Origin of the sequence: Hymenobacter lutimineralis (genome assembly GCF_008271285.1) — a bacterium.
In the GTDB taxonomy this organism is placed as follows: Bacteria; Bacteroidota; Bacteroidia; order Cytophagales; family Hymenobacteraceae; genus Hymenobacter; species Hymenobacter lutimineralis.
This window is the reverse complement of record NZ_VTHL01000014.1, coordinates 1-25,667: the sequence shown is the minus strand read 5'-3', so window position 1 is coordinate 25,667 and position 25,667 is coordinate 1. Positions and strand designations below refer to the sequence as shown.

The 25,667-nt window shown below is 59.6% G+C and carries 24 protein-coding genes; 16 read left to right on the top strand and 8 right to left on the bottom strand.

The window, feature by feature from the left end; genetic code table 11:
- Positions 1-31: 31 nt before the first annotated feature.
- On the bottom strand, positions 32-454 hold the full coding sequence (locus FY528_RS13440; protein ID WP_149071542.1) for an IS1/IS1595 family N-terminal zinc-binding domain-containing protein: 423 nt from the start codon (positions 452-454) through the stop codon (positions 32-34).
- A gap of 88 nt (positions 455-542) precedes the next feature.
- On the opposite strand from FY528_RS13440, the gene FY528_RS13435 reads away from it, so the two are divergent.
- Positions 543-1,145 (top strand): hypothetical protein, encoded by a 603-nt coding sequence (locus tag FY528_RS13435; RefSeq protein WP_149071541.1) that lies wholly within the window; start codon positions 543-545, stop codon positions 1,143-1,145.
- Positions 1,146-1,457: 312 nt separating this feature from the next.
- Complete coding sequence (locus FY528_RS13430) at positions 1,458-3,206, top strand: sensor histidine kinase (protein WP_149071540.1); 1,749 nt, start codon at positions 1,458-1,460, stop codon at positions 3,204-3,206.
- Positions 3,207-3,402: 196 nt separating this feature from the next.
- On the opposite strand, the gene FY528_RS13425 is transcribed toward FY528_RS13430, so the two are convergent.
- The 4 genes from FY528_RS13425 to FY528_RS13410 all read right to left on the bottom strand — a co-directional run bounded on the left by FY528_RS13425 (position 3,403) and on the right by FY528_RS13410 (position 7,016).
- Positions 3,403-4,332, bottom strand: a complete 930-nt coding sequence (locus tag FY528_RS13425) for a M28 family peptidase (protein WP_149071539.1) — start codon at positions 4,330-4,332, stop codon at positions 3,403-3,405.
- A complete protein-coding gene (locus FY528_RS13420) occupies positions 4,329-4,883 on the bottom strand; it encodes an RNA 2'-phosphotransferase (protein WP_222931817.1) in 555 nt (184 codons plus the stop codon). The genes FY528_RS13425 and FY528_RS13420 overlap by 4 nt, the downstream gene beginning before the upstream one ends.
- Positions 4,884-5,061: 178 nt before the next feature.
- The gene (locus tag FY528_RS13415) at positions 5,062-5,988 is read right to left on the bottom strand and encodes an NAD(+)/NADH kinase (protein WP_149071538.1); all 927 of its coding nucleotides are present in this window, start codon (positions 5,986-5,988) and stop codon (positions 5,062-5,064) included.
- Entirely contained in the window at positions 5,985-7,016 is a 1,032-nt protein-coding gene (locus tag FY528_RS13410; protein WP_149071537.1) for an SPFH domain-containing protein, read from the bottom strand. The genes FY528_RS13415 and FY528_RS13410 overlap by 4 nt, the downstream gene beginning before the upstream one ends.
- A gap of 194 nt (positions 7,017-7,210) precedes the next feature.
- Here FY528_RS13410 and FY528_RS13405 point away from each other — a divergent pair, with 194 nt between their 5' ends.
- Positions 7,211-8,134, top strand: a complete 924-nt coding sequence (locus tag FY528_RS13405; protein WP_149071536.1) for a flavin reductase family protein — start codon at positions 7,211-7,213, stop codon at positions 8,132-8,134.
- Between the two features lie 240 nt (positions 8,135-8,374).
- On the opposite strand, the gene FY528_RS13400 is transcribed toward FY528_RS13405, so the two are convergent.
- Entirely contained in the window at positions 8,375-9,601 is a 1,227-nt protein-coding gene (locus tag FY528_RS13400; RefSeq protein ID WP_149071535.1) for an alanine dehydrogenase, read from the bottom strand.
- Positions 9,602-9,681: 80 nt separating this feature from the next.
- Positions 9,682-10,107, bottom strand: coding sequence for a tRNA (adenosine(37)-N6)-threonylcarbamoyltransferase complex ATPase subunit type 1 TsaE (gene tsaE / locus FY528_RS13395; protein ID WP_149071534.1), 426 nt, complete (start codon positions 10,105-10,107; stop codon positions 9,682-9,684).
- A gap of 206 nt (positions 10,108-10,313) precedes the next feature.
- On the opposite strand from tsaE, the gene FY528_RS13390 reads away from it, so the two are divergent.
- The 4 genes from FY528_RS13390 to FY528_RS13375 all read left to right on the top strand — a co-directional run bounded on the left by FY528_RS13390 (position 10,314) and on the right by FY528_RS13375 (position 15,257).
- Entirely contained in the window at positions 10,314-11,570 is a 1,257-nt protein-coding gene (locus FY528_RS13390) for a pyridoxal phosphate-dependent aminotransferase (RefSeq protein ID WP_149071533.1), read from the top strand.
- Between the two features lie 221 nt (positions 11,571-11,791).
- Positions 11,792-12,217: a MarR family winged helix-turn-helix transcriptional regulator gene (locus tag FY528_RS13385; RefSeq protein WP_149071532.1), complete on the top strand. Its 426-nt coding sequence runs from the start codon at positions 11,792-11,794 to the stop codon at positions 12,215-12,217.
- Between the two features lie 156 nt (positions 12,218-12,373).
- The gene (locus FY528_RS13380) at positions 12,374-14,815 is read left to right on the top strand and encodes a TonB-dependent receptor (protein ID WP_149071531.1); all 2,442 of its coding nucleotides are present in this window, start codon (positions 12,374-12,376) and stop codon (positions 14,813-14,815) included.
- A gap of 205 nt (positions 14,816-15,020) precedes the next feature.
- Complete coding sequence (locus FY528_RS13375; RefSeq protein WP_149071530.1) at positions 15,021-15,257, top strand: hypothetical protein; 237 nt, start codon at positions 15,021-15,023, stop codon at positions 15,255-15,257.
- 49 nt (positions 15,258-15,306) lie between these two features.
- Here FY528_RS13375 and porX read toward each other — a convergent pair whose 3' ends face one another.
- A complete protein-coding gene (gene porX, locus FY528_RS13370) occupies positions 15,307-16,872 on the bottom strand; it encodes a T9SS response regulator signal transducer PorX (protein WP_149071529.1) in 1,566 nt (521 codons plus the stop codon).
- Between the two features lie 179 nt (positions 16,873-17,051).
- Between porX and FY528_RS13365 the strand changes: the two genes are divergently transcribed.
- From FY528_RS13365 to FY528_RS13325, 9 genes are all read left to right on the top strand, one after another.
- A complete protein-coding gene (locus tag FY528_RS13365) occupies positions 17,052-17,429 on the top strand; it encodes a four helix bundle protein (protein WP_149071627.1) in 378 nt (125 codons plus the stop codon).
- Between the two features lie 146 nt (positions 17,430-17,575).
- On the top strand, positions 17,576-18,808 hold the full coding sequence (locus tag FY528_RS13360; RefSeq protein WP_149071528.1) for an HD domain-containing protein: 1,233 nt from the start codon (positions 17,576-17,578) through the stop codon (positions 18,806-18,808).
- A gap of 72 nt (positions 18,809-18,880) precedes the next feature.
- Positions 18,881-19,657: a hypothetical protein gene (locus FY528_RS13355; RefSeq protein ID WP_149071527.1), complete on the top strand. Its 777-nt coding sequence runs from the start codon at positions 18,881-18,883 to the stop codon at positions 19,655-19,657.
- Positions 19,658-19,924: 267 nt separating this feature from the next.
- A complete protein-coding gene (locus tag FY528_RS13350) occupies positions 19,925-20,671 on the top strand; it encodes a hypothetical protein (protein ID WP_149071526.1) in 747 nt (248 codons plus the stop codon).
- Between the two features lie 44 nt (positions 20,672-20,715).
- Positions 20,716-21,756 (top strand): UDP-3-O-(3-hydroxymyristoyl)glucosamine N-acyltransferase, encoded by a 1,041-nt coding sequence (gene lpxD, locus FY528_RS13345; RefSeq protein ID WP_149071525.1) that lies wholly within the window; start codon positions 20,716-20,718, stop codon positions 21,754-21,756.
- Between the two features lie 134 nt (positions 21,757-21,890).
- Complete coding sequence (locus FY528_RS13340; protein ID WP_149071524.1) at positions 21,891-23,285, top strand: bifunctional UDP-3-O-[3-hydroxymyristoyl] N-acetylglucosamine deacetylase/3-hydroxyacyl-ACP dehydratase; 1,395 nt, start codon at positions 21,891-21,893, stop codon at positions 23,283-23,285.
- A 112-nt stretch (positions 23,286-23,397) separates the two neighbouring features.
- Positions 23,398-24,198, top strand: coding sequence for an acyl-ACP--UDP-N-acetylglucosamine O-acyltransferase (gene lpxA, locus FY528_RS13335; RefSeq protein WP_149071523.1), 801 nt, complete (start codon positions 23,398-23,400; stop codon positions 24,196-24,198).
- Positions 24,199-24,267: 69 nt separating this feature from the next.
- Positions 24,268-24,900: an ABC transporter ATP-binding protein gene (locus FY528_RS13330; RefSeq protein ID WP_149071522.1), complete on the top strand. Its 633-nt coding sequence runs from the start codon at positions 24,268-24,270 to the stop codon at positions 24,898-24,900.
- 194 nt (positions 24,901-25,094) lie between these two features.
- Positions 25,095-25,457 (top strand): hypothetical protein, encoded by a 363-nt coding sequence (locus FY528_RS13325; RefSeq protein WP_149071521.1) that lies wholly within the window; start codon positions 25,095-25,097, stop codon positions 25,455-25,457.
- The last annotated feature ends 210 nt before the right edge of the window (positions 25,458-25,667 follow it).

The following is a 25,667-nucleotide window of genomic DNA, read 5'->3' as shown; positions in this document are numbered from 1 at the left end:
CCCAGCTATAGTTCTGCTAACCGCTATAGGCTTAGGCCTGCCGGAACCGCTCCCACCGGATCATCATGTACTTATCGCCCAGCTCCGTTACCATCAGGCCAGCGCTTTTCAGGTTTTCGGGCTTCTGAAAAAACTCCGCCAACTCTTTCTGATTAAGTATTTTATACGTGGGGTGGTAACCGGTCTGGCGGGGAGCCTTCACCCCGTACTTCTTCACCCAATTCATGACCGATACGTGGCTCACGCCCAGCAACCGCTCGATTTCGCGGTAGCTCACGCCTTCTATAAACAGCTGCAGGGCTTTAATCACGTAGTACGGATTGGTTTCCTTGCCCGCCTTGGCTACCGAGTAGTGGTAGCCGCAGTTCTTGCACTTATAGCGCTGCCGTCCCCCTACCACGCCACTTTTCGTAGCTTCCATCGATTCGCATTTGGGGCAGCGCAGTTGGGACATGAGGCGGGTGAGTAAGGGCTTACCTACTAGCTATAGGTATTTAGTAAAGATATAGTATTTTAGCAAATAATCTACTAATCATCCTTCTATGCCGGCTTCTAAAAAGATCCGTGGCAAGCGCCGCCGCTTTGCCGGGCTTCAGCAACGCTACCAGCAAGGTACCGCTGCGTTGAATCCTGCCAGCCTGAAGCATTGGCATTATGATTATGAAAAACTCGGCCTTGGTCCCTGGCACTGGCACCAGCGGCAGCCGCCCAAAGCGGTACGTCAGGTAGCGGCGCAGTACTTACTGGACACTTTCCTGGCCTGGAACCAACGGCTTCACAACCAGCCCGAGTCCTATTATCTGGCGGTTTGGCTGGTTTCGCCCGATTTTGCGCACAGCTCCCAGGTAGTAGCCGGCGTGCAGGAGCGCATCAGTTGGTACGCTACGGGTTCCGGCCACGCCGTGCCGGAGGGCCCTCCCCTGCCACCGGAGTACCAGCAGCTACCCGGCGCCGGGCAGCTTTCCTGGCGCACCCACCGCTGGGAAGCCATGCTCGACCGGTTTGATTACCCCACCAGCTGGCCCGCCTGGGTGCTTCGCAAGCCGCACCGGCCCTACCAGGCCCCTGATGGGCAGGAGTACCTACTAGTGCAAACCGGCTGGGTATGGGTGGGTACGCTACCCACACCCAGCCACCCCACTTAAGCGGCTGGTGCAGCGTGGCCACCGGGGTAGTTGCAGGCAGTGCAGGACCTTAGAAGCTATTCAGCGGCGCAAGGCCGGCGGGGCCGCCGCAACTGAGTACCAGGAGTGGTTTTTCTTCGTCCGGGGTGCTGCTTAGCTGGTTGAGTCTGGGACGTTGCCTACCCCCAACGCGACTCGGAACTCTGCCTGGGAACCATATGCCAAGGGCTTTCCCGCCTGCGGAAACCCCAGGCAAAAAATAGTTGGGGTATATTTGAGCTACCGCGCCCACGGGGCGGCACTCATCCATGCGACGCTTCGCGTACTAGCCTTATGCCTTTGTCAGCTGAGTCCAACGAACTGCTACCGGAAGCGGAGCTACTAGCGCGCCTGTTTCCCGGCGGCGGGGAAATGGGCGCCCGTATTCGGCAGCTGGACTGGTCCCAGACGCTGCTTGGCCCCGTGCGCACCTGGCCTCAAAGTCTGCGCACGGCCGTGAGCATTAATCTTGGCTCGCAGTTTCCGATGATGGTGCACTGGGGGCCCCAGCTTGTGCACTTCTATAATGATGGGTACGCCACCATTCTGCAAGGCAAGCACCCTGGCGCCCTAGGCCAGCCTGCCGAGCCGTGGTGGCGGGAGATGTGGCCCTTTCTGCTGGATATTTTCCAGCCCGTGCTGGCCGGGCAGACTACCTACTTCGAAAACAGCCTGGTATTGCCCAACCGCCGGGGCACGGTCGAGGAGGCGTACTTCACCTTCTCCCACAGCCCCATTTACAACGAAGCCGGCGTAGTGGCCGGTATTTTCGTAACGGCGCTGGAAACCACTGCTACCGTGCTTCAGCACTGGCGCCTGGCGCTCCTTAGCCACCTCACGGCCCAAACGGCTTTGTCGGCTCTGCCGGCCGAAGCGGCCCAGCACGTCATTGGTGCCCTGGCCACCAACGCGGCCGACATACCTTTTGCCCTGCTCTATACGCACGAGCCCGCCGCTTCCCATGCCCAGCTGCGGGCCTGGTTTGGCCTGCCTGCCGGGGAGCCCGCGGCCCCGGCTGCCCTCCCGCTGGTGCCCGACTTTTCTTCCCCGGGCTGGCCACTGGCCGAAGCCGTGCGCCGCAGTGCGCCTCTGCTGGTCGAGAACCTGACCGAGCGTTTTGGCTCCTGGCCCACGGGGGAGTGGCCCGAGCAGCCTTCGGGTGCCCTGCTCCTGCCCTTGCACAATGGCCTGCCGGGAAGCGCCGCTACGACCGTGCTGATTGTGGGCCTGAGCGCCCGCCGCCCCCTGGACGAGGCATACCGGGCCTTTTTCAACCTGGTAGCCGACTACGCCGGCCGGGCCCTGGCGCGCGCCGACGCTGCCTACGAGGCCCAGCGCCTAAACCAGGCCCTGCGCGAGGCCAATACGGCCCTAGACTCCTTTGTGCACATCGTGGCCCACGACCTGAAGGGGCCATCCACGAATTTGCGTAGCCTGCTGGAGGTGTACCACGAGGAGTCTTCGGAGCCGGTGCGGGACCACGTCCTGACTTTGCTGGATCAGGAGGCTACCCGCCTCGCCGACACGGTGCAGGGCCTGCTGCAGGTGCTGCACACCCAGCACGGGGCGGCGGCTTCCGCCCCGGAAGGCGTGGCCTTTGCCGACGTATTTGCCACGGTGCAAGCCGAAGTAGCCGAGCTCCTGCACCAGCAATATGGGCAGCTCACGGCCGATTTCCAGGCTGCACCCAGCATCTATTACCCGCGCATTTACCTGGAAAGCATCCTGAAAAACCTGGTTCACAACGCCCTGAAGTACCGCGCCCCGGAGCGGCGCCCGGTAATTGAAGTACGCACCCATCGGCAGGATAACCTAGTGGTGCTTACGGTGACCGACAATGGCCGCGGCATCGACCTGGCCCGGGACCGGGACCGGCTATTCCAGCCCTTCACCCGCCTCACGGCCGAGGGCGAGGGAGTAGGCCTGGGCCTGCACATGATTCAGAGTATTATTCAGCAGCGCGGTGGGAAGCTGGATGTAAGTAGCACCCCTGGTGTTGGCACTACCTTCACGGTAAGCCTACCCAATGCGCCATCGGCTTGAGCTTCTGGCTCCTGAAGAAGTACCCACGGCCCGGTTTCCTGCGCTTCATCTGCCCTATACCTGGATGAGCGGAGCCCCCACCGCTGGCAGACTGAGGCTAGAATACCCAGCGCTCCGGCGGCCCCAGGTCTATTTTCCACTGGCCCTATTACCACTAGCCGGCGCCATTCGTTGTTTGGTCGGCGCATCCTAGCAGTTAAGGTTGCAGTACCACCGCCAGCAGAGCATCCACGGCCAAACCCAAGCGGCGCATATCCAGTCGGTCCAGCGTATCACTGCGCTGGTGGTAGTGCTTGTTGCGGTAGAAAGCCGTGTCGGTGAGCAGTACAGCCGGGTAGCCGAAATGCCAGTAGTTGAGGTGGTCGGAGAAGTCTATGCCGGGCAGCCAGGCCGGGGCTTTGAAGCGCTTCACGGGCAAGGCAGCAGCTCCCCGGTAACGACGGGCAAACTGCCGCCCAAACCGGCCGTTCCCGAATTTCTGGGCCACCGTTACGTAGTTACCCCTGTTGCCATATAGCCATTTCAGGGGTGACAGTGGATAGTCCTGGGTATGCTTTCGGTCGTCGAAATACCCGAGGGTTTCCAGCGCCACCATGCCCCGCACCGCCACGCCTGCTTCGTGCAAAGCCTGAGCGTGCACGTAGCTGCCCATGTTCCTGGTGCGAAAAAACGGTGGCTCTTCCAGGGTATAGGCTACCACATCCACCCGGTAAGGCAGCGCCGCCTGCTGGCCCAGCAGGCGGGCCACTTCCAACAGGGCCGCTACCCCGCTGCCGTTGTCGTCGGCGCCGGGCTGCTCCCCGAACACGTCGTAGTGCGCCCCCAGGATGAGGCGCGGCCCCTCAGCTGGCCCAAACGAACCCAGGATATTGCGATACACGCGGCCTTGCACGGTGTACGTCTGCTCGGCAGGGCGGGCCCCGGCGGCAGTCAGCTCGGCTTTAATATAGTCGGCGGCCTGGTTGAGGCTAGGCAGGTGCAGATAGTTGCGCGGCTCGGGCGTGGATGTAAGCGCGACAATGTGGCGGCGCAGCCGGACTGTATCGGCCGCCGAACCGGCAGAAGGCTGAGCCGCTGCCGAAGCAGCTAGCAGGCCTAGCCCGGCTAACGTTAGTAGCCGCTTCATATGCTTTCAGGCAGCTCCGGCTGCAGATACCGCGGTGGCACGGCGGCCGTCAGCCACACGCCGTTGGCCGATTGGTAGAACGGAATTCCGGCCTCGTGCATAGCCCCGGCCGCTACCAGCAGAATAGCGGGCTTGCCGTGCCGCCGGCCAACGGCTTCGGCGGTGGCGCGGTCGGGAGAGAGGTGCACATGCTGACGGCTGCCCGGCCGCAGCCCCTCGGCCAAGATGCTGGCCACAAACCGGGTGGCGGTGCCGTGGTATAGGGCTGCGGGCGGCACCACGGGTTCTAGGCCCAGGTCAACCTCCACGGAGTGGCCCTGGCTGGCCCGCAGCAACTGGCCATCTTCGGAAAAGGCAAACCGCTTTTTGTCGTTGGAGGCTACTACTGCCTGCAACTGGCTCAGAGAAATGCGGGCATCGCGGGTTTGCAGGGCTGTTAGGAGGTCAGTTACCGGCACCCAGCCCTGGGCGTCGAGGGTGAGACCCAGCTCGTCGGGGCGGTGGCGGAGAGCATAGCTCAGGAGTTTGCTTAGCTGGGTATTCTGCATCATGAATGGAAGTAACTGATGTTACACAGTGAGGCATCCAGTATCTGTTTCGGGTTTCGGGTTTCGGGTTTCGAGTTTCGAGTTGAACGTCAGGAACAAACCAGAAACTCGAAACCAGAAACCCGAACAGAGGCTTCGGCAGCTACTGCGTAATCTCAGGAAGTAAAGCAATTGGCAACGGTTAGCTCTTCAAAACCAGCCGCGCTTTTTCCGGGGCCACCCCGACGGTGGCAATAGCGCCGGAATTGAACTGCAAGAAGTCGGTTTCGACGCCATCGGAGAAGATGACGCCGTTCGTGGGCATCATCGATTCCACGCGTAGGGGTGTTGTCGTATCCAGCAGGCCCGCCGTCAGCCCGGCCTGGGTGCGTTTGCTCTGAAATGGCTCCCGCACCACAAACATCAGCTCTTCCTCCGTCAGAGCCGGCCGCGGCAGGGCTTCTTCGTCATCTTCCAGGAAGCGGCTCATACCGGCCGTCATGTTGAATACCGAGCTCAGCCAGCCCGTCGAGCCCGATTTGGTGGACACGATGATGCCCGACGAAGAATGCTGCTCCTGCGCCTCTTCATACGCAATGCGGTAGCGGGCCGACACGTGCGAGGCGGCCCCGATGAACAGGTCGTTGAACGCCAGCAGGCGCTGCCCGTCGTGGAGGCGGGCTTCGGCCAGCGTGGCTTCCCGCGCCTGAAAACGGCCGGCCACCACGCGCTCCACGGCCGGCAGAAAGTCCTGGGGCGTGAAGGGCAGCAGCACCCCATCGTTGCGCTCCTGGTCGGGGTTTACGGCAATGATGGGAATGCCGCCCACGTACTTGGCCGTGTTGGCTACCAGCCCGTCCTGCCCCACCACTACTACCAGCTGCTTGGGGTTAAACAAAAACGACGGAAGGTAGGCCCGGTCGACTACCTTGTTCTTGATTACCGACGACAGGCGGCGCTGCACCAGGGAAAACGACTCCTGGAAACGGGCATTTTCGGCCTCGTACTCGGCAAACTCGCCCCCCACACTTTCGATGTAGAACTTGGCCTGCGCCTTGGTGTTGAAACGCTCCATGAGCTGCTCCAGGCGCGTTTTGTTGCGTACCAGAATGGCGTAGTCGAGGCTCATCGGCGGCCGGGCTGGGGCTTGTCAGAATCGTTCAGCAGGGAATCCAGTAAATCGGGGGAGATGTTGAGGTTCCCGATTTTGCCCGCGTTTTCGGCCAGTTCGCGGAAGGCCAGGGCAATGTTGAACTTCGGGTCGGGGTTGTTGCTGAGGGCCACCAGCAGGCGCCAGTCCATATCCTTGTAGGGCCGCAGGGTAGTTTCCAGCACGTAGCCCCGGGTTTCGGCTTCCTTGCGCTGGTTTTCCGCGTTCTGCTCAATCAGGAGCTTGCGCTGCTCTTCCACCGAAATATCGGCCTGCACTTGCATTTCGCGCAGCTTGCGGGTGCTTTCGGCCTTCTGCATCTCGCCCTCGGTTTTCTTCTCGGCAATCTGCTTGTTCTTCTCCTCCACCGCTATTTCGGTGTTCAGCTCACTTTCCCGGATTTTGCGCTCCTGCTCCACGGCAAAGTTGCGGCGCTCAAACACGGCCTGGTCGGCTTCCTGCTGGATCTTCTCACGGGTTTCGGTTTCCAGGGCGCGGCCCATTTCCGGGGTGGCTTTCACGGCCAGAATATTCACGCTCAGCACCTCAATACCCAGCAGCATAATAGCCTTGGAAGCAGCCAGCCCCTCGGCAATGTTTACTTCAATGGCTTTGGCTGCGCGCATGGCGTCCTTCAGCCCCAGGCTCTGCACGAAGGTGGCAGTAGCCGTCTGGGCCTCGTTGATGATGCGCTGGTGCAGCTTTTCTAGGTCGTTTTTCTTGTACACGCCGCGGCTGTCCACCGTAAAGTCGAGCTGCTCGGCCAGTTGCTTGGGGTTGCCGGCTTTGTAGGTAATCTGCCCCTGGATGGAAACCGTCTGGTAGTCGTGGGTGGTTTCGTTGAAGATAAAGGGCAGGTCGTTGCTGCCCATTGGAATGGCTACGATGGAGCTGTTGGGCCCGAAATAATAGAACGACAACCCCCGCCCTTCTTTCGCTATCCGGCCATTCTTGTAGTGAATGGCATAGGTCATGGAGTCAAACTTAATGTGGTTTATTCCGAACATAGCGAGGCTGGTTAGTGCAGATGGCGCAGCGGTAAAAGTATCTATAGTTCAGAAGTCTTGCCGTGTGACGGGCGTCAACCGCCGAAAATCTTTCCGCTGGCACGCTTCGGCATGTGCGCCGGATTTCCTTTTTCGCCTGCCCGCTGTTTGCCCGCAAACGCTGACCTTTGGCATCTCATTCTTGCTTCCACCCCATGTCCACCCCTCCCACCCCATTCCGCAGCATCACGCCCTCCGACCTCTCGCCCTCCGACTGGCACCCATTTATGGTGGGCGCCGTAGCCCCGCGCCCGGTGGCGTTTGTAAGTACCGTAGATGCCGAAGGCCGCGTAAACCTGAGCCCCTATAGCTTCTTTAACTGCTTTGGCTCCAACCCGCCCATCCTGGCCTTCTCGCCCGCCAACCGGGTACGCGACAACTCCCAGAAGCATACCCTACAAAATGTGCGCGAGGTAGCCGAGTGCGTGGTGCACATCTGCGACTACGCCATGGTGGAGCAGATGTCACTGGCCAGCACGGAGTACGCCAAGGGCGTAAATGAATTTGTAAAGGCCGGTTTTACCGAAGTAGCGAGCCAGCGGGTGCGCCCGCCCCGGGTGCTGGAAGCCCCGGCCGCCTTCGAGTGCGTGGTGGAGCAGGTGATTGAGCTGGGCCAGAACAACGGAGCCGGCAACCTGGTGCTGTGCCGGGTAGTGCTGGCGCACTTCCGCGAAGACATTATCCTGCCCTCCGGCATCGGCATCGACCCCGTAAAGCTCGACGCGGTGGCCCGCCTCGGCGGCGACTGGTACAGCCGCTCCGCCCAAACCCTGTTTGAAGTGCCCAAGCCCAACCGCAACCTCGGCATCGGCTTCGACCAGCTCCCGGCCCATATCCGCCACTCCGATATCCTCACCGGCAACAACCTGGGCCGCCTCGCCAACGTGGAAGCCCACGCCCTGCCCACCCCCGAGGAAGTAGCCGCCTACCGCCAGGAGCCTGCCGTGCTGGCCATTCTAGCGTTGCCGGAGGCCGCCACGCAACAGCAAGCCCTGATGCAGCTAGGCAAGCAGTTATTGGAAGAAGGAAAGTTGTTGGACGCGTGGAAGGCGCTGCTGGTGGCTGGCTCGGCAGAATAGGTAGGCTTACCACACCCATTGCTTCAGTGCCGGCCCCTGATTGCTTCAGTCGTCGCCCCTGAAGCAATCAGGGGCCGATACGCGTTGCTCCGCTCGGGTCGTGCGCTTGCTCCGCACGGCCTGAGCGGAGCAGGCACACACCGTGAGCGGAGCAATGGCTGCATGGCAGCCGCTACCGGACGCCCGCCGTGCCGTCAACAAAATCCGTGAAATCCGAAAAATCCGCCCGAATCCGTGGTTCTAATTCCGCACGGCAATCATCAGGCCCAGCTCCTTATAGCGCATATTGAATTTCTTGGCAATGACGGAGTTGGTGAGGGAGCCTTTGTAGGCGTACACGCCGGAGCGGAAATGCTCGTTCGTAAACAGCACCTCGTTGATGCCGCCGTGCTGGCTGATTTCCTGCAGAATGGGGGTGAAAATGTTGCTCAGGGCGTTGGTAGCCGTACGCGGCACACGGGAGGCAATGTTGGGCACGCAGTAGTGCACCACGTCGTACTTGCGGTACACCGGCTTGCTGTGGCTGGTCATTTCCGAGGTTTCGAAGCAGCCACCCTGGTCGATGCTCACGTCGATGATGACGGAGCCCGGCGACATGGAGGCCACCACATCCTCCGGCACCATGAAGGGAATGCGGCCTTCCTCGGCATTCAAGGCCCCAATCACCACGTCGGCGCGGCGAATCTGCTGGTTGAGGGTGTAGGTATCTAGGGTACTGGTGTACAGCTGAATACCCAGGTTTTGCTTGAGGCGGCGCAGTTTGTAGAGGTGGTTGTCGAACACCTTCACCTCGGCGCCCAGGCCCGTAGCGGCGCGGGCGGCGTACTCGGCCACGGTGCCCGCGCCCAGAATGACCACCTGCGAAGGCGGCACGCCCGTGATACCGCCCAGAATTACGCCCTTGCCTTCGTTTGAGCGGGCCAGGTACTCGGCCGCTACCAGCATCACGGTAGAGCCCGCAATTTCCGACATGGCCCGCACCACCGGCCGGGCCCCCGAGGGGTCCTTGATCAGCTCAAAGCTAATGGCGTTGACTTTCTTCCGCAGAATGCCCGTAATGTACTCCGCCGAGAGGGAGCCGAATTGCAGGGCCGAAATCAGCGTTTGGTTGGGCCGGAGCAAATCAATTTCCTCGGCGGTGGGCGGAGCTACTTTCAGCACCAGGTCGGCCTCGTACACTTCTTTGGGCGTGTAGGCAATGGAGGCCCCGGCCTCGGAGTAGTTGTGGTCGGAGTACTTGCTGGGCTCCCCGGCCCCGCTTTCGATGACGACCTCGTGGCCTTCCTCCACCAGGTGCTTCACGGCCTCGGGCGTGAGGCAGATGCGGTTTTCCTGCAGAGACGTTTCGCGGGGCAGCCCGATAAACAGCCGGCGCTTGCGCGTTTCCACGGCCAGCATGGATTCCTGCGTGAAATACGCGCGGCTCGCGGCCAACGCCTCAAATCCAGGGGGTACTGCTTCGGGCATCTTGGTTTAATTAAGAAGGAAGAAGGAGGAAGGAAAAAGGAAGGGCTGGCAGCTCCGCGCAACGGGAAAAGGCCAACTCTTCATTCGTCCTTCTTCATTCTTAATTCTCTTGAAAAGGGTCCGGTGACGGAAAGCGTGAGAAGTAGCCGGTCAGTCGGCAGCAAAGGCTCGATGCGGCTGGGCCACTCAATCAGGCAAAGATAGCCAGAATCGAAGTACTCCAACGTGCCTATTTCCAGGGCCTCTTCGGGGGAATTGAGCCGGTAGAAGTCGAAGTGGTAGATGGGCCGGTCCTGGGCGTCGCGGTACTCATTCACCAAGGAAAACGTGGGGCTGCTTACTTCCTCCCGCACCCCCAGGCTGGCGCACAGGGCTTTGATGAACGTGGTTTTCCCGGCCCCCATCTCGCCCTCGAAGCAGACGATAGAGTGCCCCGCCAGGAATGCCCGCACCTGCTCCGCCGCCGCGGGCAGCGCCGCTACATCCGGAATATCAACTCTCAGCATACGGGCAAAGGTAATGAGTGACAGGTGACAGGTGCTACCTGGCGGCAGACTTAGCCCGCGCCGCGGGTGCGTCTGCCCGCCGACGGATAGAAACCAGCTTCCCGCCTGGCGGCCGCCCCAGCGGCCCGCCGGTACCACGCCGTGTCACCTAGTCACCTATCACCGCCTCACCTATTACCTTTAGCCGACCATAACCACACCAACCCATGCAAGTTTCCCGGATGGCGGGCAGCCTTATCGGCTCCGAAATCATCAAAATCGGCAACGAAGTAAACGACATGATTCGCAAGGGGGAGCAGATCTGCAACCTCACCATTGGCGACTTCGACCCCGGTATTTTCCCCATTCCCGACGAGCTGGCCGCCGAAATCACCGGAGCCTACGCCGCCCACAACACCAATTACCCACCCGCCAACGGCGTGGCCGAGCTGCGCCAGAGCGTGAGCCGCTTCCTGGAAGCCCGCCTGGGCCTGCAGTACTCGCCCAACGACATTTTGGTGGCCGGCGGCTCCCGCCCGCTCATCTACGCCACTTACCTGGCCCTCATCGACCCCGGCGACAAAGTGGTGTTTCCGGTGCCCTCCTGGAACAACAACCACTACTGCCACCTGTCAGGCGCTGAAGGGCTGCTGGTGGCTACCTCCCCCGAAAACAACTTCATGCCCTCGGCGGCCGAAGTGGCACCTCATTTGGCCGGGGCTACCCTGCTGGCCCTCTGCTCCCCGCTTAATCCCACCGGCACCGTTTTCTCCAAAACCGACCTGGAGGAAATCTGCGACCTGGTAATTGCCGAAAATAAGCGGCGGGGCCCCGACGAAAAGCCCTTGTACATTATGTACGACCAGATTTACTGGCTGCTGACCTTCGGCAACACCGCCCACTACGACCCCGTGAACCTGCGCCCCGAGCTGCGCGACTACGTCATCTACATCGACGGTATTTCCAAGTGTTTGGCGGCTACCGGCGTACGCGTAGGTTACGCGTTTGGTCCGTCGGTTATTATTGACAAGATGAAGGCCATTCTGGGTCACGTGGGCGCCTGGGCGCCCAAGGCCGAGCAGGTGGCTACCGCCGCCTATCTGCCCCGGCAGCCCGAGGTGGATGCCTTCCTCGGAGATTTCCGCCAGCGCGTGCAGGCCAGCCTGGAGGCACTTTACCAGGGCTTCCAGGATTTGCAGCAGCAGGGCTACCCCGTGCAGGCCGTGGTGCCCATGGGCGCTATTTACCTCACCATCAAGCTGGATGTGCTAGGCAAAACCACCCCGGCCGGGCAGGTCCTGACGTCTACCAAGGAACTGACCTCGTACCTGATTGCCGAAGCGCGCCTGGCTTTGGTGCCCTTCAGTGCCTTTGGCTCGGCCGATACCGACCCCTGGTTCCGTGCTTCCGTGGGTGGTGCCTCGCTGGCCTCCGTTCAGGCCGCCCTGCCTCGCCTCAAAGCCGCGTTGGACGCTCTTCGCTAAGCAGCCTCAGGCAGGTTTTCCTAAACCCGGACTCAGCAGCTGAGTCCGGGTTTTTTATTGGGCCTGATAGCCGCGGCCAGTTTTTTCAGTTGAATAACAAAATTATTTCGCTGATAATCAGCACATACTACAAATCAACTCATTTAAGTACGAATTATTTCGTCAGACGCAGGCAACTTCTATAACATATCATAGGTCTATTCAATCAAATTCATTTCCTGATGCTTTCTCAGATCATTTTCTACTCCATCGACCGGGCCATCCGCACGTACCGGAAGCTGGCCCAGGCCAACATCGACCGGGCGCGCATTGCCATTACCATTGACCAGTGGCTGGTGCTGCAGGTGATTGAGGAAGACCAAAACCTGACTCAGACCGAAATAGCGGAGCGGGTGCTTAAGGACCAGGCCTCGGTGGCCCGCATGATTGCCCTGCTACTCAAGCAGGGGCTGCTTACCTCGGAGGCCGTGGCCCACGACGCCCGCCGCACCCGCCTGCGGGTAACCCCGCTCGGTACGGCTACCCTCGCCGCTGTGGAGCCCGTGGTGCTCAGCAACCGCGCCGTAGCTCTCCAGGGCATTTCCGACGAAGAAGTGGCCACCCTACGGCGCCTGCTGGACCGCATTTACCTGAACTGCGCTTCCTGAGTTCTCCCCTGCTGCCGACCGGCTGACTTAACAACAAAAACCAAAATCATTTTTCATCTACGAACACATTCGTATATTTACTACGAAATTATTCGTACAGACATTTACTGGTCTGACACTCGCCGCTGCTTTCCCTCACCAACCTGCTGTTTTGCTATGAAAACCTTTGCTTTTACCCTGGCCGGCACCTTGCTGGCCCTTTCGGCCCGGGCCCAGACTGCGCCCATTACCGGCCAAGTGCGCGACGCCCAGGGCGCGGCCGTGGAGTTTGCCACCGTTACCCTGCACCGCGCCGCCGACTCGGTGGTGGTGAAATCGGAGTTCAGCGACGAGCGGGGCGCCTACCGGCTGGAGGCCACCGCCACCGGCCGCTACCTGGTTTCGGTGGCGCAACTAGGCTTCCGGCGGGCCTGGGCCGGGCCCCTGGATGTAGCCGGCAGCCCCGTGACGGCGCCCCTTATCACCTTGCAGACCAGCGGCGCGACTACCCTGAAGGAAGTGACGGTGGTGGGCACCAAGCCCCTGTATGAGCGCCAAGCCGACCGCACGGTGGTGAACGTGGAAGGCTCCACGCTGGCGGCCGGCAATACGAGCCTGGATGTACTGCGCCGCTCCCCCGGCGTGACGGTGGACGGCAACGACAACCTGGCTTTGCGGGGCCGCCAGGGCCTGCTGGTGCTCATCGATGGGAAGCGCCAGCCCATGACGGGCCAGGAGCTGGCCGACTACCTGCGCGGGCTACCGGCGGAGCAGCTCAAAAGCATTGAGCTGATTACCAACCCGCCGGCCAAGTACGACGCCCAGGGCGGGGCCGGCATTATTGCTATTAACCTGAAGAAGGACCAGCGCCAGGGCACTAACGGCACCGTGAATACCAGCCTGGGCTATGGGCGCTACCATAAGCTCACCTCGGGCCTCACGCTCAACCACCGGCGCAAGCACTACAACGTGTTTGGCTCCTACACCTTTGCCGACCGCCGCAACTTCAGCGCCCTCACCATCAACCGGGACTTTTTCGACTACTCCGACAACGGCCGGACGCTGGTGGGCAAGTCGTATCAGGACAATGAAAGCGTGGGGCACGGCCGCTCGCACAGCTGGAAAGCCGGCCTGGACTACACACTTTCGGAGCACACGAGCATTGGGACGGTTTTCAATGGCCTGGCCCTCAAAACCGACAGCAAGGGCAGCAACTTCTCCGAGCTCTACGCCGCCGACGGAACCCCCACGCGGCGCTACCGCTCCGACAACGGCCGCACGGGCGACGTGCCTAACTTCTCGGGCAACGTAAACTTCCGGCACACCTTCCAGGACTCCCTGGGCAACCACGAGCTGACCGTGGATGGGGACTACGCCCGCTACGACACGCGCCGGGGACAGCTGCTGGATACGCGCTTCACCTTCCCCCGCGACTCGGCCGACCGCCTCACCAGCGACCAGCAAAGCCTACTGACCATCCAGTCGGTGAAGGCTGACTATACCCGGCCACTAACCAAGGCGCTGCGCCTGGAAGCCGGGGGCAAAATCAGCTGGGTGAACTCCGACAACGACCTGGAGTTTCGCATACCGGCCACAGCCGATAACCTGGACAACCTGGTGCGGGACCCGCGCCGCTCCAACCGTTTCCGCTATGATGAGAACATTGTGGCTGGCTACGTGAACTTCAACCAAACCCTGCCCCAGTGGACTTTGCAGGCGGGCTTGCGCGGGGAGCAAACCAACGCCGAGGGCAAGCCGGAGGATGAAACCCAGCGCTTCAGCCGCCACTACTTCCAGCTGTTTCCCAGCGCGGCCGTGAAGCACACCTTCTCGGACAAGCACGAGCTGGCCGTTTCCCTGAGTCGCCGCATCGACCGGCCCTCCTACGGACAGCTGAACCCGTTTCGCTCCTACATCGATATTACCACCTACGGCGCCGGCAACCCGGCCCTGCTGCCCCAGACCAGCTACAACGCCGAGGTGACGCACACCTTCCAGCAGAAATACAGCGTGGGCCTGAGCTACGCCGTAACCTCCAACCCCATTGTGGGCACCGTGCAGCCCGCGCAGGATGGCGGCCGCATTGTGGTATCGACCAGCCAGAACCTGGACCGGCAGTACAACTACTCGCTCACGGTTACGGCCCCGGTGGAGCTGGCCAAGTGGTGGAGCGTGTACAACAACGCGGTGTTCTACTACAGCCGCTTCGTGGGCGAAGTAGCCGGCACTGCCCTGAATGCGGGCCGCCCGGCCTTCAACCTGAGCAGCAACAGCACCTTCACGCTGGGCCACGACTGGAAAGCCGACCTCAACGCCACGTACCAGTCGAAGGAGCGGTACGCGTTTTTCCTCTCCAAGCCCCAGGGCGAGCTTTCCTTGGGGGTGCAGAAAGGCTTGTGGAACAACAAAGCCACCGTGAAGCTCAATGCTACCGACGTGCTGTACACTAACAAGGGCCGGGCTACCACGACCTTCAATAACTACACCGAGCGGTTTTACCAGCGCTTTGAGTCGCGGGTAGTTACCCTGTCGCTCAACTACCGCTTCGGCAACGATAAGGTAGCCCCGAGCAAGCGGCGGCAGGGCGGCGCCGAGGATGAAAAGCGCCGGGCTGGGTAAGGGCTGAGTGGCTTGAATCACTAGATGCCCTTTATTACTTTACAGCCGCTCTCTAGTTGTGGGGCCTTCCAATACGCACGCAATGAGGACGGGAGCAAGCCCCGCACATGACAGCAAGTAGAACTCCTTGCTACCAAATTTGTGAGATTATGAAACGCTACCGAAGTACCTGTCATGAGCTATAGGGATTAACCTACAGCTCAATATGAAACAATCTAAAAAACGCTGGGCCTGGACTCCCCGGCAACGTGGTCGCATCTGGCTCTACCGCAGCTTTGCGTATAATTTCTACCACCCCGGCAGGGCTTTCACTCACTTGCTTTGGGTTCGGCATCGGAGTCAAAGCCGCACTGCTTTGGTTCAATTGCGGCAGGGCGCTGAGGAAACAGAAGTACGTTTTCCTTATCACCACAAGCACAACGGCCATTGGCTGTACGCCTAAAGCAAAAAGGCCGGTCAACTGACCGGCCTTTTTTATGACTTATCCTCATCTACCCTCGCGGGCTCAGCGTCACGTAGGGGATGATGCATTCCTCCAGGGAGATGCCGCCGTGCTGGAACGTGTCCTTGTAGTAGTTCACGTAGTAGTTGTAGTTGTTGGGGTAGGCGAAGAAATAGTCGCCGACGGTGAAGACGTAGGCCGTGCTTACGTTTTCGCGGGGCAGGAACACGCGCTCCGGCTTGCGCACGGTGTACACGTCGCGGGAGTCGTCGAAGCCCAGGTTTTTGCCGTGCTTGTAGCGCAGGTTGGTGTTGGTGTTCCGGTCGCCCACAATCTTGTAGGGGCGCTTCACCCGAATGGTGCCGTGGTCGGTGGTGATGATGAGCTTGCCCTTTTTCTCGGCAATAACCTGCAGCATTTCATACAAGGGCGAGTGCAGAAACCAGGAACGGGTGATGCTGCGGTAGGCCGACTCATCGGCGGCCAGCTCCCGGATCATGGCCATGTCGGTACGGGCGTGGGAGAGCATGTCCACGAAGTTGTAGACGATGACGTTGCACTTGTAGTTGTTGTGCAGGTTGCTCATTTTGCCCAGCAAGTCCTTGCCCGCCTGCAGGTTGGTCACCTTGTTGTAGCTGAACTTGTGCTTCTGGTTGGCCTTCTGGAACATGATTTCCATGAACTCGGCCTCGTGCAGGTTCTTGCCCTCATCGTCATCGTCCCACACCCACAGGTTGGGGTATTTCTTTTGGATGTCGCCGGGCATCATGCCCGAGAAGATGGCGTTACGGGCGTAGGCCGTGGTAGTGGGCAGAATGCTGTAGTAGGTTTCCTCGGAGTCGACGGTGAACAGCTCGGCAATGATGGGCTCGAGCACCTTCCACTGGTCGTAGCGCAGGTTGTCGATGAGCACGAAGTACACGGGCTGGTCGCCGGTTTCCTTGAGCAGCGGGAACACGCGCTTCTGGAACAGCTCGTGCGACATGAGCGGGGCGTCCTTGTCGTCGCCGTTCACCCAGTCCTCGTAGTTCTCGGTAATAAAGCGGCCGAAGTAGGTGTTGGCCTCGTCCTTCTGCATGTTGAAGACTTCAGCCATGCTCTTGCCTTCCGTCTCGTTGATTTCGAGCTCCCAATACACAAGCTTCTTGTACACATCGGCCCACTCGGAGGGCGAGAGGCGGTCGGAAAGCTGCATGCCCAGCTGACGAAAGTCGCGCTGGTAACCTGAGTTGGTGGCTTCGCTGATGAGGCGCTTGTTGTCGAGCACCTTTTTCACGGCCAGCAGAATCTGGTTGGGATTCACGGGCTTAATGAGGTAATCGGCAATTTTAGCCCCGATGGCCGATTCCATAATGTGCTCTTCCTCGCTCTTGGTAATCATCACCACGGGCACGGTGGGCCGCAGGGCTTTAATTTCGGTGAGGGTTTCGAGGCCCGTGAGACCGGGCATGTTCTCGTCCAGAAACACGATATCGTAGGTCTTCTCCTGGATTTCCTCCACGGCATCGGTGCCGGAGTTTACGCCCGTCACGTCGTAGCCTTTGTCCTTGAGGAAGAGAATGTGGGGTTTCAGGAGGTCGATTTCGTCGTCGGCCCAGAGGATGGAGTATTGCATATGTTGGGGTCTTGGGGTCTTGGGATCTTGGGGTCTTGGTTTTTGGCCACTCCCGCTTTTCCCAAGCTATTTGAAATGCGGCAATGCTGAAGGCAAAGCAACTAGCTTTACCGTGAATCCGGTAAATAAGATACAATCTTGCGTTGTCGTTTTTCCTTAATGTCTATTTCAGGAGCCGTATGTTCGATTTTCGCAAGCTGCGTATCTGGCAGGAAGGGCAAGAACTGACACTGGCTATTTACCGCATCACCCGCCATTTTCCGAAAGAGGAGTTGTTTGGTCTCACCAGCCAGATGCGCCGTGCGGCGGCTTCTATCCCTCACAACATTGCGGAAGGCTGCGGTCGGCAGTCAGCACCCGACTTACTCCGCTTCCTGACCATTGCTATGGGCTCGGCCAGCGAACTGGCTTCGCAACTGCTCCTGGCCCAGGGTTTGGAATACTTACCAACGGAAACAGCTGAACAGTTATTGTCCGACGTAGAAAAGCTGCGCCGGATGCTGACTGCCTATTATCAGAAAGTAAAAGCCAACCTGCCCGACGGCCGCGCATCGTAGTTTTACCTTTTTTAACCCAATCCCGAAATCATTAAGCACTAAAAGCCTCCGTCACAATTCCATCGGCTTTCAGCATAGCTGTTCTTTGGGGAATAGGAAATTGGCCGACAACCAAGACCCCAAGACTCCAAGACCCTAAGACCCCAATGAATAAGAAAAAAATCTTCAACGACCCTGTGTACGGCTTCGTGACCATTCCCACGGAGCTGCTGTTTGACCTGATTGAGCATTCCTACTTTCAGCGGCTGCGGCGCATTCAGCAGCTGGGCCTCACCATGTATGTATACCCGGGGGCTTTGCATACGCGCTTCCACCACGCCCTGGGCGCTATGCACCTGATGACGCTGGCTTTACGCACACTCAAGGACAAAGGGGTGAAGATTTCGGCCAAGGAAGGCGAGGCGGCCATGGCGGCCATCCTGCTCCACGACATTGGGCACGGGCCGCTCTCCCACGCGCTGGAGCGCAGCATCTTCCACGATGTGCACCACGAGCAGGTGAGCTTGCACCTGATGAACAAGCTGAATACGCAGTTTGGCGGCGCCCTGACGCTGGCCATTGAGGTTTTCCAGGGCACCTACCACCGGCCGTTTTTTCATCAACTGGTGAGCAGTCAGCTGGATATGGACCGCCTCGACTATCTCAACCGGGACTCGTTCTACACCGGCGTGCAGGAGGGCCGCCCCGGCGCCGACCGCCTCATTAAAATGCTGACAGTAGTAGACGAGCGGCTGGTGCTGGAGGAAAAAGCCGTGTACAGCATTGAAAACTTTCTGGTGAGTCGGCGGCTGATGTACTGGCAGGTGTACCTGCATAAGACTGTGACGTCAGCCGAGCAGATGGTGATTCGCATCATGCAGCGGGCCCGTGACCTGGTGCGGGCCGGGGTAGACGTGCCTGCCTCACCCAACCTGCACTTCTTTCTCTCGCGCAACGTCACCCAGCAGGAGTTTGAGGCCGACGACCAGATTCTGCGCCGCTTCACCCGCCTCGACGATACCGACGTGTGGGGGGCGGTGAAGCTCTGGGCCGACCACCCCGATAAAGTACTCAACTACCTGGCTCAAAGCATGCTCGACCGGCACCTGTTCAAGATCCAGCTGCAGGCGGAGCCGTTCGAGGAAGAGTTCAAGCTGGGCATTGTGGAGCTCATTGCTGAACACTTCCACCTTGCCCCCGCCGACGCGGCCCAGCTCATGCTGGTGGGCCGCATCAGCAACAATGCCTACGACGCCGACGGCCAGGACACCATTGATGTGCTGACCAAGCGTGGCCGGGTGGTGAACGTGGCCGAAGCCTCCGACCTGCCTAACATTAAGGCCCTGGGCCAGCGGGTGGAAAAGCACTACATCTGCTTTCCCAAGGAAATACTGCAGTAGTCCTGCGGGCAGCATCACCTAGGTCTTTTGCCTTTGCCGCTGACGTTGAGGCAGTTTGTTACTCTTTCCAATATGCCCTCGTTTCGTCAGCAGTTGGCTGAAGGAAGCCGCAGCTTGCCGCTAGGCTTGTTTGCCCTGTGTCTGCTGCTGGTTAGTGGTAGTCTGGCCCTGCTGTATGGTTTCACTTCTCCCGCGGATTTCCAGACCCTACGCCACGCGCTCTACGCGCAGAACGACGTGCCGGGCTTTGTGCTGCACGTAGAGGCTAGCCGCTACCGAGTATTTATAGCGGGGCTGACCAGCTGCTTTCTGCTGGGGGCGGTGGCTACCTATTATGAGGTACGGCGCCGGCCTGGGGACTATACTATGCGGGCCTTTTGGTGGGATGCTCGGCGCCTGCTCGGGAGCTTACTTAAGACCTGGCGGGCGTTATCGGGACTGGAGTGGGGACTGAGCGGAGCGCTGTTGCTGAACATTGTAGCCGTGCGCTTGTACTACGCGCTGGCCTACCCCTTAGGCACCGACGAGGTGGCTACCTACGACTACTTTGTGCGGGGCGGTGCCTTGGCCAGCACCAGCTTTTACCCCTTCCCCAACAACCATGTTCTCTTTAGCCTGAGTTGCTGGCTGGTTAGCTGCTTCTCTGATAATGCCGCCCTGGTTCTACGGCTTCCGGCCTTTCTGATAAGCCTGGTCGGCACGGTGCTGCTCTTTCTGCTACTCCTGCGTTTCGCTGGTTTCCGCGTGGCCTTTCTAGTTGTTGGCTTAGTTAGCTTCTCGCCTATGGCGCTGTATTACGCCGTAGCTGGGCGGGGGTATTTTTTGCTGCTTACCCTATCAGTAGTGTAGTTTTTTGCCACTCTACGCCTGCTAGCGGCCCCGAAGGAACAGGGATTCCTGTGGTTTGGCTTCGTGTTGACGGGCGTACTGGGCATGTACACCGTGCCTACCTACGCGTATGTGTTAGCGGCGCTTACCGTTGTGGCCGTTCCCGGCTTCGCGCGGCGCCAGCAAACCAGGCCGTTGCTTACGTTGGCTTTAGCTCTTGTAGTAATAGTCGGCGGGGCGCTCCTGGTATATAGCCCGATCATAGCCATTTCCGGGCTTAGGTCCTTGGTGGCTAACGCCTACATTGCTCCTCAGACCCTCAGCGCCTTTTTAGAAAGCTACACGCCGTACTTGCAGGCGCAAATCCACGAGCTGTTTGGGCAGCAGCGCTTGGTTGAGTGGGCCGTTTTTCTGGTTCCCGTAGGAGCCGTCGTCCTGCTGCCAATGCTCCCACCGGAACGGCGCCGGGTATGTGGTGCTGCTTTGGTCATGCTCCTGCTGCCGCTGGTGCTAATGCCGTTGCAGCGCGTGCAGGTCCCGGCCCGGGCACTCTTGTATCTGCTGCCTTACTTCTTTCTGGTAGCAGCCACCTGCCTCGATTACCTGTTCACGCGCTTCCGCCTGCCTAAAGGGTGGGCTGCGCTGCTAAGTATGGTGTTGGTGGGCGCGTATGGCGTGTACAAAATAATCCGCGCCCACCAAGTAGTAGTTGCTATGCAGCAGCGCGAACAGCAGTTGCAGCGTGCATACCAGTGGGTGCGCCGCCGACAGCCGCGACACGTCTACTACCGGGCGCCTTTTCATCAGCTATATTTTCACCACTACGCCCAGTCGGCTCACTACCCGTTGTACGCGTTCAGTAATAGCACCTTGTACCCAAAGCCCTTCGATCTGCTGGTGCTGGAACGCCCCGTCCGCTCGGCGCGGCTGCAGTTGCACGGCGTAGCTTACTGCCCTGTATATGCCGATGGGTGGGTAACTATGTATGCGCCCGTAGTTCAGCTTAGGCCAGAGGCACAGCCGAGCAGACACTAGCCGCTGGTAACGGGCGGAAATAGATATTTCTCTACTTTTGCCTGATGGAATTTACCGTAGGCCAGATAGCAGAGGTGCTGCACGGAGCAGTGGAAGGTGACGCCGCACTACGCGTTGATCGGCTGGCAAAAATCGAAGAAGCCCAAGCGGGTGCCATTACCTTCTTGGCCAACCCCAAATACGAGCCCCAGCTGTACACCACGGGCGCTACGGCCGTCATTGTAAGCCGCACCCTGGAGCTGCGCCAGCCCGTGACGGCGGCGCTTATCCGGGTAGAGGACCCTTACTCCTGCTTTACGGCCTTGTTGGAGTTTTACCAGCAAAGCACCCGCACTGGCCGCCGCGGCGTGGAAGAGCCGTCCTTCCTGGGCGCTGGCTCCACCATCGGCGACAACCACTACCGCGGGGCTTTTTCCTACATCGGCGAAAACTGCATCATTGGGCAGGACGTGCTCATTTTCCCACATGCTACCATCGGCGACCGGTGCCGCATTGGTGACGGCACCATTATCTACGCCGGAGCTAAAATATACGCCGATACGGTGATTGGGGCACGCTGCGTGGTGCACGCCGGCGCCGTTATTGGCTCCGACGGCTTCGGCTTTGCCCCCCAGCCCGACGGCTCCTACCGGCCCATCCCGCAGATTGGTAACGTGGTGCTGGAAGACAATGTAAGTGTAGGTGCCAACGCCACCATCGACTGCGCCACCATGGGCTCCACCATCATTCGGGAAGGCTCGAAAGTGGATAACCTGGTGCAGATTGCCCACAACGTGGAGGTTGGCCGTCACACCGTTATTGCCGCCCAAACCGGTATTTCGGGTTCTACCAAGATAGGCAGCTACTGCGTATTGGCCGGCCAAACCGGTATTGCAGGCCACCTCACCCTGGCCGACAAAACCACCGTCACGGCGCAGTCGGGCGTGGGCAAGTCCATTAAGGTTTCGGGCGAGTTTCTGCAGGGCTCCCCCGCCTTTAGCCTGCGCGACAGTTTACGGGCCAATGCCATCTTCCGGCACCTGCCCGAACTGGACCGCCGCCTCACGGCACTGGAGCGCAATGCGCAGACGCCTGAAAAGTCCTAGCTTTGCAGACGCGAAGCTGCTGACGAATGGCTGTTAGTTATTGGTTAGCAGCTTTTTGATCCTTACCACCCTCCTCTCCGATTTTTTTTGAACGTCAGCTAACCGCGAAAACGCCAGCAGCTCACAGCTTATCAATGAACGACAAGCAACATACCATTAAGGCTCCCGTGACGGTAAGCGGCATTGGCCTGCACACCGGCGTGGTAGCTACCATGACCTTTTGCCCGGCGCCCATCAACCACGGGTATAAATTTCAGCGCGTAGACCTGCCCGGGCAGCCCATTGTAGACGCCGACGTAGACAACGTAGTGGACCTGAGCCGCGGCACAACCATTGAGCAGAACGGGGCCCGCGTAAACACGGTGGAGCACACGCTGGCCGCCTTGGTAGGGTTGCAGATCGATAACGTGCTGATTCAGCTCGATGGCCCCGAGCCGCCCATTATGGATGGCTCTAGCTACGAGTTTATCAAGCCCCTGCAGGAAGTAGGCCTGGAAGAGCAGAACGCCCTGCGCAACTACTTCGAAATTCCCGACGAAATACGGTTTGTCGACAACCCGCGGGCCGTGGAAATTGCCGGCCTGCCCCTGAACGACTACCGCGTAACAGTGATGGTGGACTACAACTCCCCCGTGCTGGGCTCCCAGCACGCGTCCCTCACCGATATCACCCAGTTTGCCTCCGAAATTTCCAGCTCACGCACCTTCTGCTTTCTGCACGAGCTGGAAGCCCTCTACAAGCAAAACCTCATCAAAGGCGGTGACCTGAGCAATGCCATTGTGGTAGTAGACCGCGTAGTAAGTGAAGAGGAACTGAGCGAGCTGGCCACCATGCTGGGCAAGCCCAAAGTAGCGGTGAAGAAGGAAGGCATCCTCAACAACGTGGACCTGCGCCACAAAAACGAGCCGGCCCGCCACAAACTCCTCGACCTGATTGGGGACCTGGCCCTGGTAGGTCGCCCGCTGAAAGGCCAGATCCTGGCGGCCCGGCCCGGGCACGCGGCCAACGTGGCCTTTGCCAAGAAAATCAAGAAAAAGATGCTGGAGGCCAATTCGTCGCCGGTGCCTACGTACGACCCCTCGCGGGAGCCGGTGATGGACATCAACAAGATCAGCCAGATCCTGCCCCACCGCTACCCCTTCCTGCTCATCGACAAGATCATTCATCTGGATGCCAACACGGTAACCGGCGTGAAGAACGTGACGATGAACGAGCCGTTTTTCCCGGGCCACTTCCCCGGCAACCCGGTGATGCCCGGCGTGCTGCAGATTGAAGCCATGGCCCAGACGGGCGGTATTCTGGTACTCAACACCGTGCCCGACCCCGAAAACTACTGGACCTACTTCATGGGCATCGAAAGCTGCCGCTTCCGCCGCAAAGTTCTGCCCGGCGACACCATCATTTTCAAGTGCCAGTTGTTGGCTCCTATCAAACGCGGCATTGCCAAGATGAGCGGCAAGGCCTTCGTGAATGGCAAAGTGGTGATGGAGGCCGAAATGACGGCCAGCATCGTCCGCAAAGACGCCTGATTTTCAATTAGTAATTAATAAGTAGGAATGAATAATTCTCAGCCGACCACCGTTTGCCTGGGCGTTGAGACAATTCTTAATTATTAATTCTTAATTACTAATTACCCACCGAATGAACCAGCCGCTCGCCTACATCCACCCCGAGGCAATTATTGCGCAGAATGTCGTCGTTGAGCCCTTCACCACGATTGATAAAGACGTGGAAATCGGGGAAGGCACCTGGATTGGCCCCAATGTGACCATTATGGCGGGGGCGCGCATTGGCAAGAACTGCAAGATTTTTCCCGGCGCCGTTATTGCCGCCATGCCGCAGGACCTGAAGTTCGCCGGTGAGCGGACCACGGCCCACATCGGCGACAACACCGTGATTCGGGAGTGCGTGACGGTGAACCGGGGCACCATCGACAAGCTCAAGACAGTAGTGGGCGCCAACTGCCTGATTATGGCCTACGTGCACGTGGCCCACGACTGCGTAATTGGTAACAACTGCATTCTGGCCAACACGGTGCAGGTGGCCGGGCACGTAGAAATTGGCGACTACGCCATCATCGGGGGTTCCTCTTCCATTCACCAGTTTGTACACATCGGGGCCCACGCCATGATTTCGGGCGGCTCCCTGATTCGCAAGGACGTGCCGCCCTTCGTAAAGGCGGGGCGGGAGCCACTCAGCTACGCGGGCATCAACTCCATTGGCCTGCGCCGCCGGGGTTTCTCCGACCAGAAGATTGCCGAAATCCAGCAGCTCTACCGCCTGCTTTTCCTCAGTGGCCTGAACAACAACGCGGCCCTCGACCAGATTGAGCTGGAGCTGGCCCCTTCGCCCGAGCGGGATGAGGTCGTGAACTTCATTCGTAACTCCGGCCGGGGCGTTATCAAGGGCTATTCCCGCAACGGCAACGGGGGCGGCGAGTAGTTGATAGTAAGCTGTTAGCTGATAGCTTTTTCAACCAGCTAACAGCCATCAGCTAACAGCTTAACGAACATGCAGATTGAAGCTACCGGCCTGGGAAAACGCTTCGTGCGCGACTGGATATTCCGCCGGCTGACGCACACCTTTCAACCGGGCACGGCTACGGCCATTCTGGGGCCTAACGGGGCCGGCAAAAGCACCTTGCTCAATACGTTATCGGGGCAGCTGCTGGCGTCGGAAGGGACCGTAACGTACTCGTTCAAAGGGCAGGCAGTAACGGTGGAAAACGTGCCCGGACTGCTGGCCTATGCGGCCCCCTATCTGGAGCTGATTGAGGAACTCACGCTGCTGGAGCTGCTGCAGTTTCATGCCCGGTTCAAGCCATTTCGGGCCCGCTACAGCCCCAGCCGCCTGATTGAGCTGATGTACCTGGAAAAATCGCGCCACAAGCTGGTGCGCGATTTTTCATCCGGCATGAAGCAGCGCCTCAAGCTGGCCCTGGCCCTGTACTCCGAAGCCCCCCTGCTGCTGCTCGACGAGCCCACCACCAACCTCGACCGCACGGGCGTGGCCTGGTACCAGGAGCACGTCCGAAATACCCTGCCCGGGCGCCTGGTGCTGGTGTCGAGCAACGTGCCGGAGGAATACGATTTTTGCCAGCATCACCTCCAGATTACCGATTTTGGCGCCCGGCCTGCTCATTAACTATAGTTCGCTACAGCAGAAATTTTCACCGAATTATGGCTGCGCACACGCTGCAATGGTTTTCTGTCCTAAATTGTAACGTCCGGTGTTCGGCCACGGACCACTGAACTTCGGGGCCGCTCTGCCCGTATCTTTGCCGCCTACGCACGGCTTGCTTTCTTTGAATTTCCAACCCTTACTGCCCTAGCCAGGCCATGAGACAATACGACAACCTCGACGACGATTTCCTCGATGATGATGACGAGCTGGATAGCTTCGCCAAAACCGGCGGTAGCAAAACCCGCGGCTCCTCTGAGGACCAACTATCGGCCAAATATGCCGACTACCTGATGTGGCGCGACACGGGCTCTTCCCACGACGAAGCCCTCGACTTGGCGAGCATGACGGAGGAAGAATTCACGGCCGCCGAAGCCGCCGAAGACCCCGACAGCGGCAGCGGCTTTGGCTCATTCGGCGACGATGACGACGATGACTTCAACGACGACCTCGACGATGACGACAGCTTCGGCGGCAGCCGCGGCAAAAGCAAAGGCCGCTACGACGATGATGACTATTAGAGCTTAGAGTGTATGTTAAAGGCCCCGCAACGGTTGTTGCGGGGCCTTTCTTTTTCTTCCGTTTTTTAGTTATCTGCTACAAGTTTTCTAGAGAGTGTGGACAGTCAGCGCATCCAATCCAGGGCGGCGAGCAGGTGAGCGACGGCTAAAAAAGAGGCGGCGGTTTTCTCGTAGCGGGTGGCCAAGCCTCGCGCTTCTTTGAGCCGGCCG

Coding starts and splice junctions, on each gene's coding strand:
- FY528_RS13420 (WP_222931817.1), bottom strand. CDS start 4,883: ATGATGCAGAATACCCAGCTAAGCAAACTCCTGAGCTATGCTCTCCGC.
- FY528_RS13425 (WP_149071539.1), bottom strand. CDS start 4,332: ATGAAGCGGCTACTAACGTTAGCCGGGCTAGGCCTGCTAGCTGCTTCG.
- FY528_RS13340 (WP_149071524.1), top strand. CDS start 21,891: ATGAACGACAAGCAACATACCATTAAGGCTCCCGTGACGGTAAGCGGC.
- FY528_RS13405 (WP_149071536.1), top strand. CDS start 7,211: ATGTCCACCCCTCCCACCCCATTCCGCAGCATCACGCCCTCCGACCTC.
- FY528_RS13430 (WP_149071540.1), top strand. CDS start 1,458: ATGCCTTTGTCAGCTGAGTCCAACGAACTGCTACCGGAAGCGGAGCTA.
- FY528_RS13390 (WP_149071533.1), top strand. CDS start 10,314: ATGCAAGTTTCCCGGATGGCGGGCAGCCTTATCGGCTCCGAAATCATC.
- FY528_RS13410 (WP_149071537.1), bottom strand. CDS start 7,016: ATGTTCGGAATAAACCACATTAAGTTTGACTCCATGACCTATGCCATT.
- FY528_RS13365 (WP_149071627.1), top strand. CDS start 17,052: ATGTTCGATTTTCGCAAGCTGCGTATCTGGCAGGAAGGGCAAGAACTG.
- FY528_RS13360 (WP_149071528.1), top strand. CDS start 17,576: ATGAATAAGAAAAAAATCTTCAACGACCCTGTGTACGGCTTCGTGACC.
- porX (WP_149071529.1), bottom strand. CDS start 16,872: ATGCAATACTCCATCCTCTGGGCCGACGACGAAATCGACCTCCTGAAA.
- FY528_RS13440 (WP_149071542.1), bottom strand. CDS start 454: ATGTCCCAACTGCGCTGCCCCAAATGCGAATCGATGGAAGCTACGAAA.
- FY528_RS13380 (WP_149071531.1), top strand. CDS start 12,374: ATGAAAACCTTTGCTTTTACCCTGGCCGGCACCTTGCTGGCCCTTTCG.
- FY528_RS13415 (WP_149071538.1), bottom strand. CDS start 5,988: ATGAGCCTCGACTACGCCATTCTGGTACGCAACAAAACGCGCCTGGAG.
- FY528_RS13400 (WP_149071535.1), bottom strand. CDS start 9,601: ATGCCCGAAGCAGTACCCCCTGGATTTGAGGCGTTGGCCGCGAGCCGC.
- lpxA (WP_149071523.1), top strand. CDS start 23,398: ATGAACCAGCCGCTCGCCTACATCCACCCCGAGGCAATTATTGCGCAG.
- lpxD (WP_149071525.1), top strand. CDS start 20,716: ATGGAATTTACCGTAGGCCAGATAGCAGAGGTGCTGCACGGAGCAGTG.
- FY528_RS13375 (WP_149071530.1), top strand. CDS start 15,021: ATGAAACAATCTAAAAAACGCTGGGCCTGGACTCCCCGGCAACGTGGT.
- tsaE (WP_149071534.1), bottom strand. CDS start 10,107: ATGCTGAGAGTTGATATTCCGGATGTAGCGGCGCTGCCCGCGGCGGCG.
- FY528_RS13435 (WP_149071541.1), top strand. CDS start 543: ATGCCGGCTTCTAAAAAGATCCGTGGCAAGCGCCGCCGCTTTGCCGGG.
- FY528_RS13355 (WP_149071527.1), top strand. CDS start 18,881: ATGCCCTCGTTTCGTCAGCAGTTGGCTGAAGGAAGCCGCAGCTTGCCG.
- FY528_RS13330 (WP_149071522.1), top strand. CDS start 24,268: ATGCAGATTGAAGCTACCGGCCTGGGAAAACGCTTCGTGCGCGACTGG.
- FY528_RS13385 (WP_149071532.1), top strand. CDS start 11,792: ATGCTTTCTCAGATCATTTTCTACTCCATCGACCGGGCCATCCGCACG.
- FY528_RS13325 (WP_149071521.1), top strand. CDS start 25,095: ATGAGACAATACGACAACCTCGACGACGATTTCCTCGATGATGATGAC.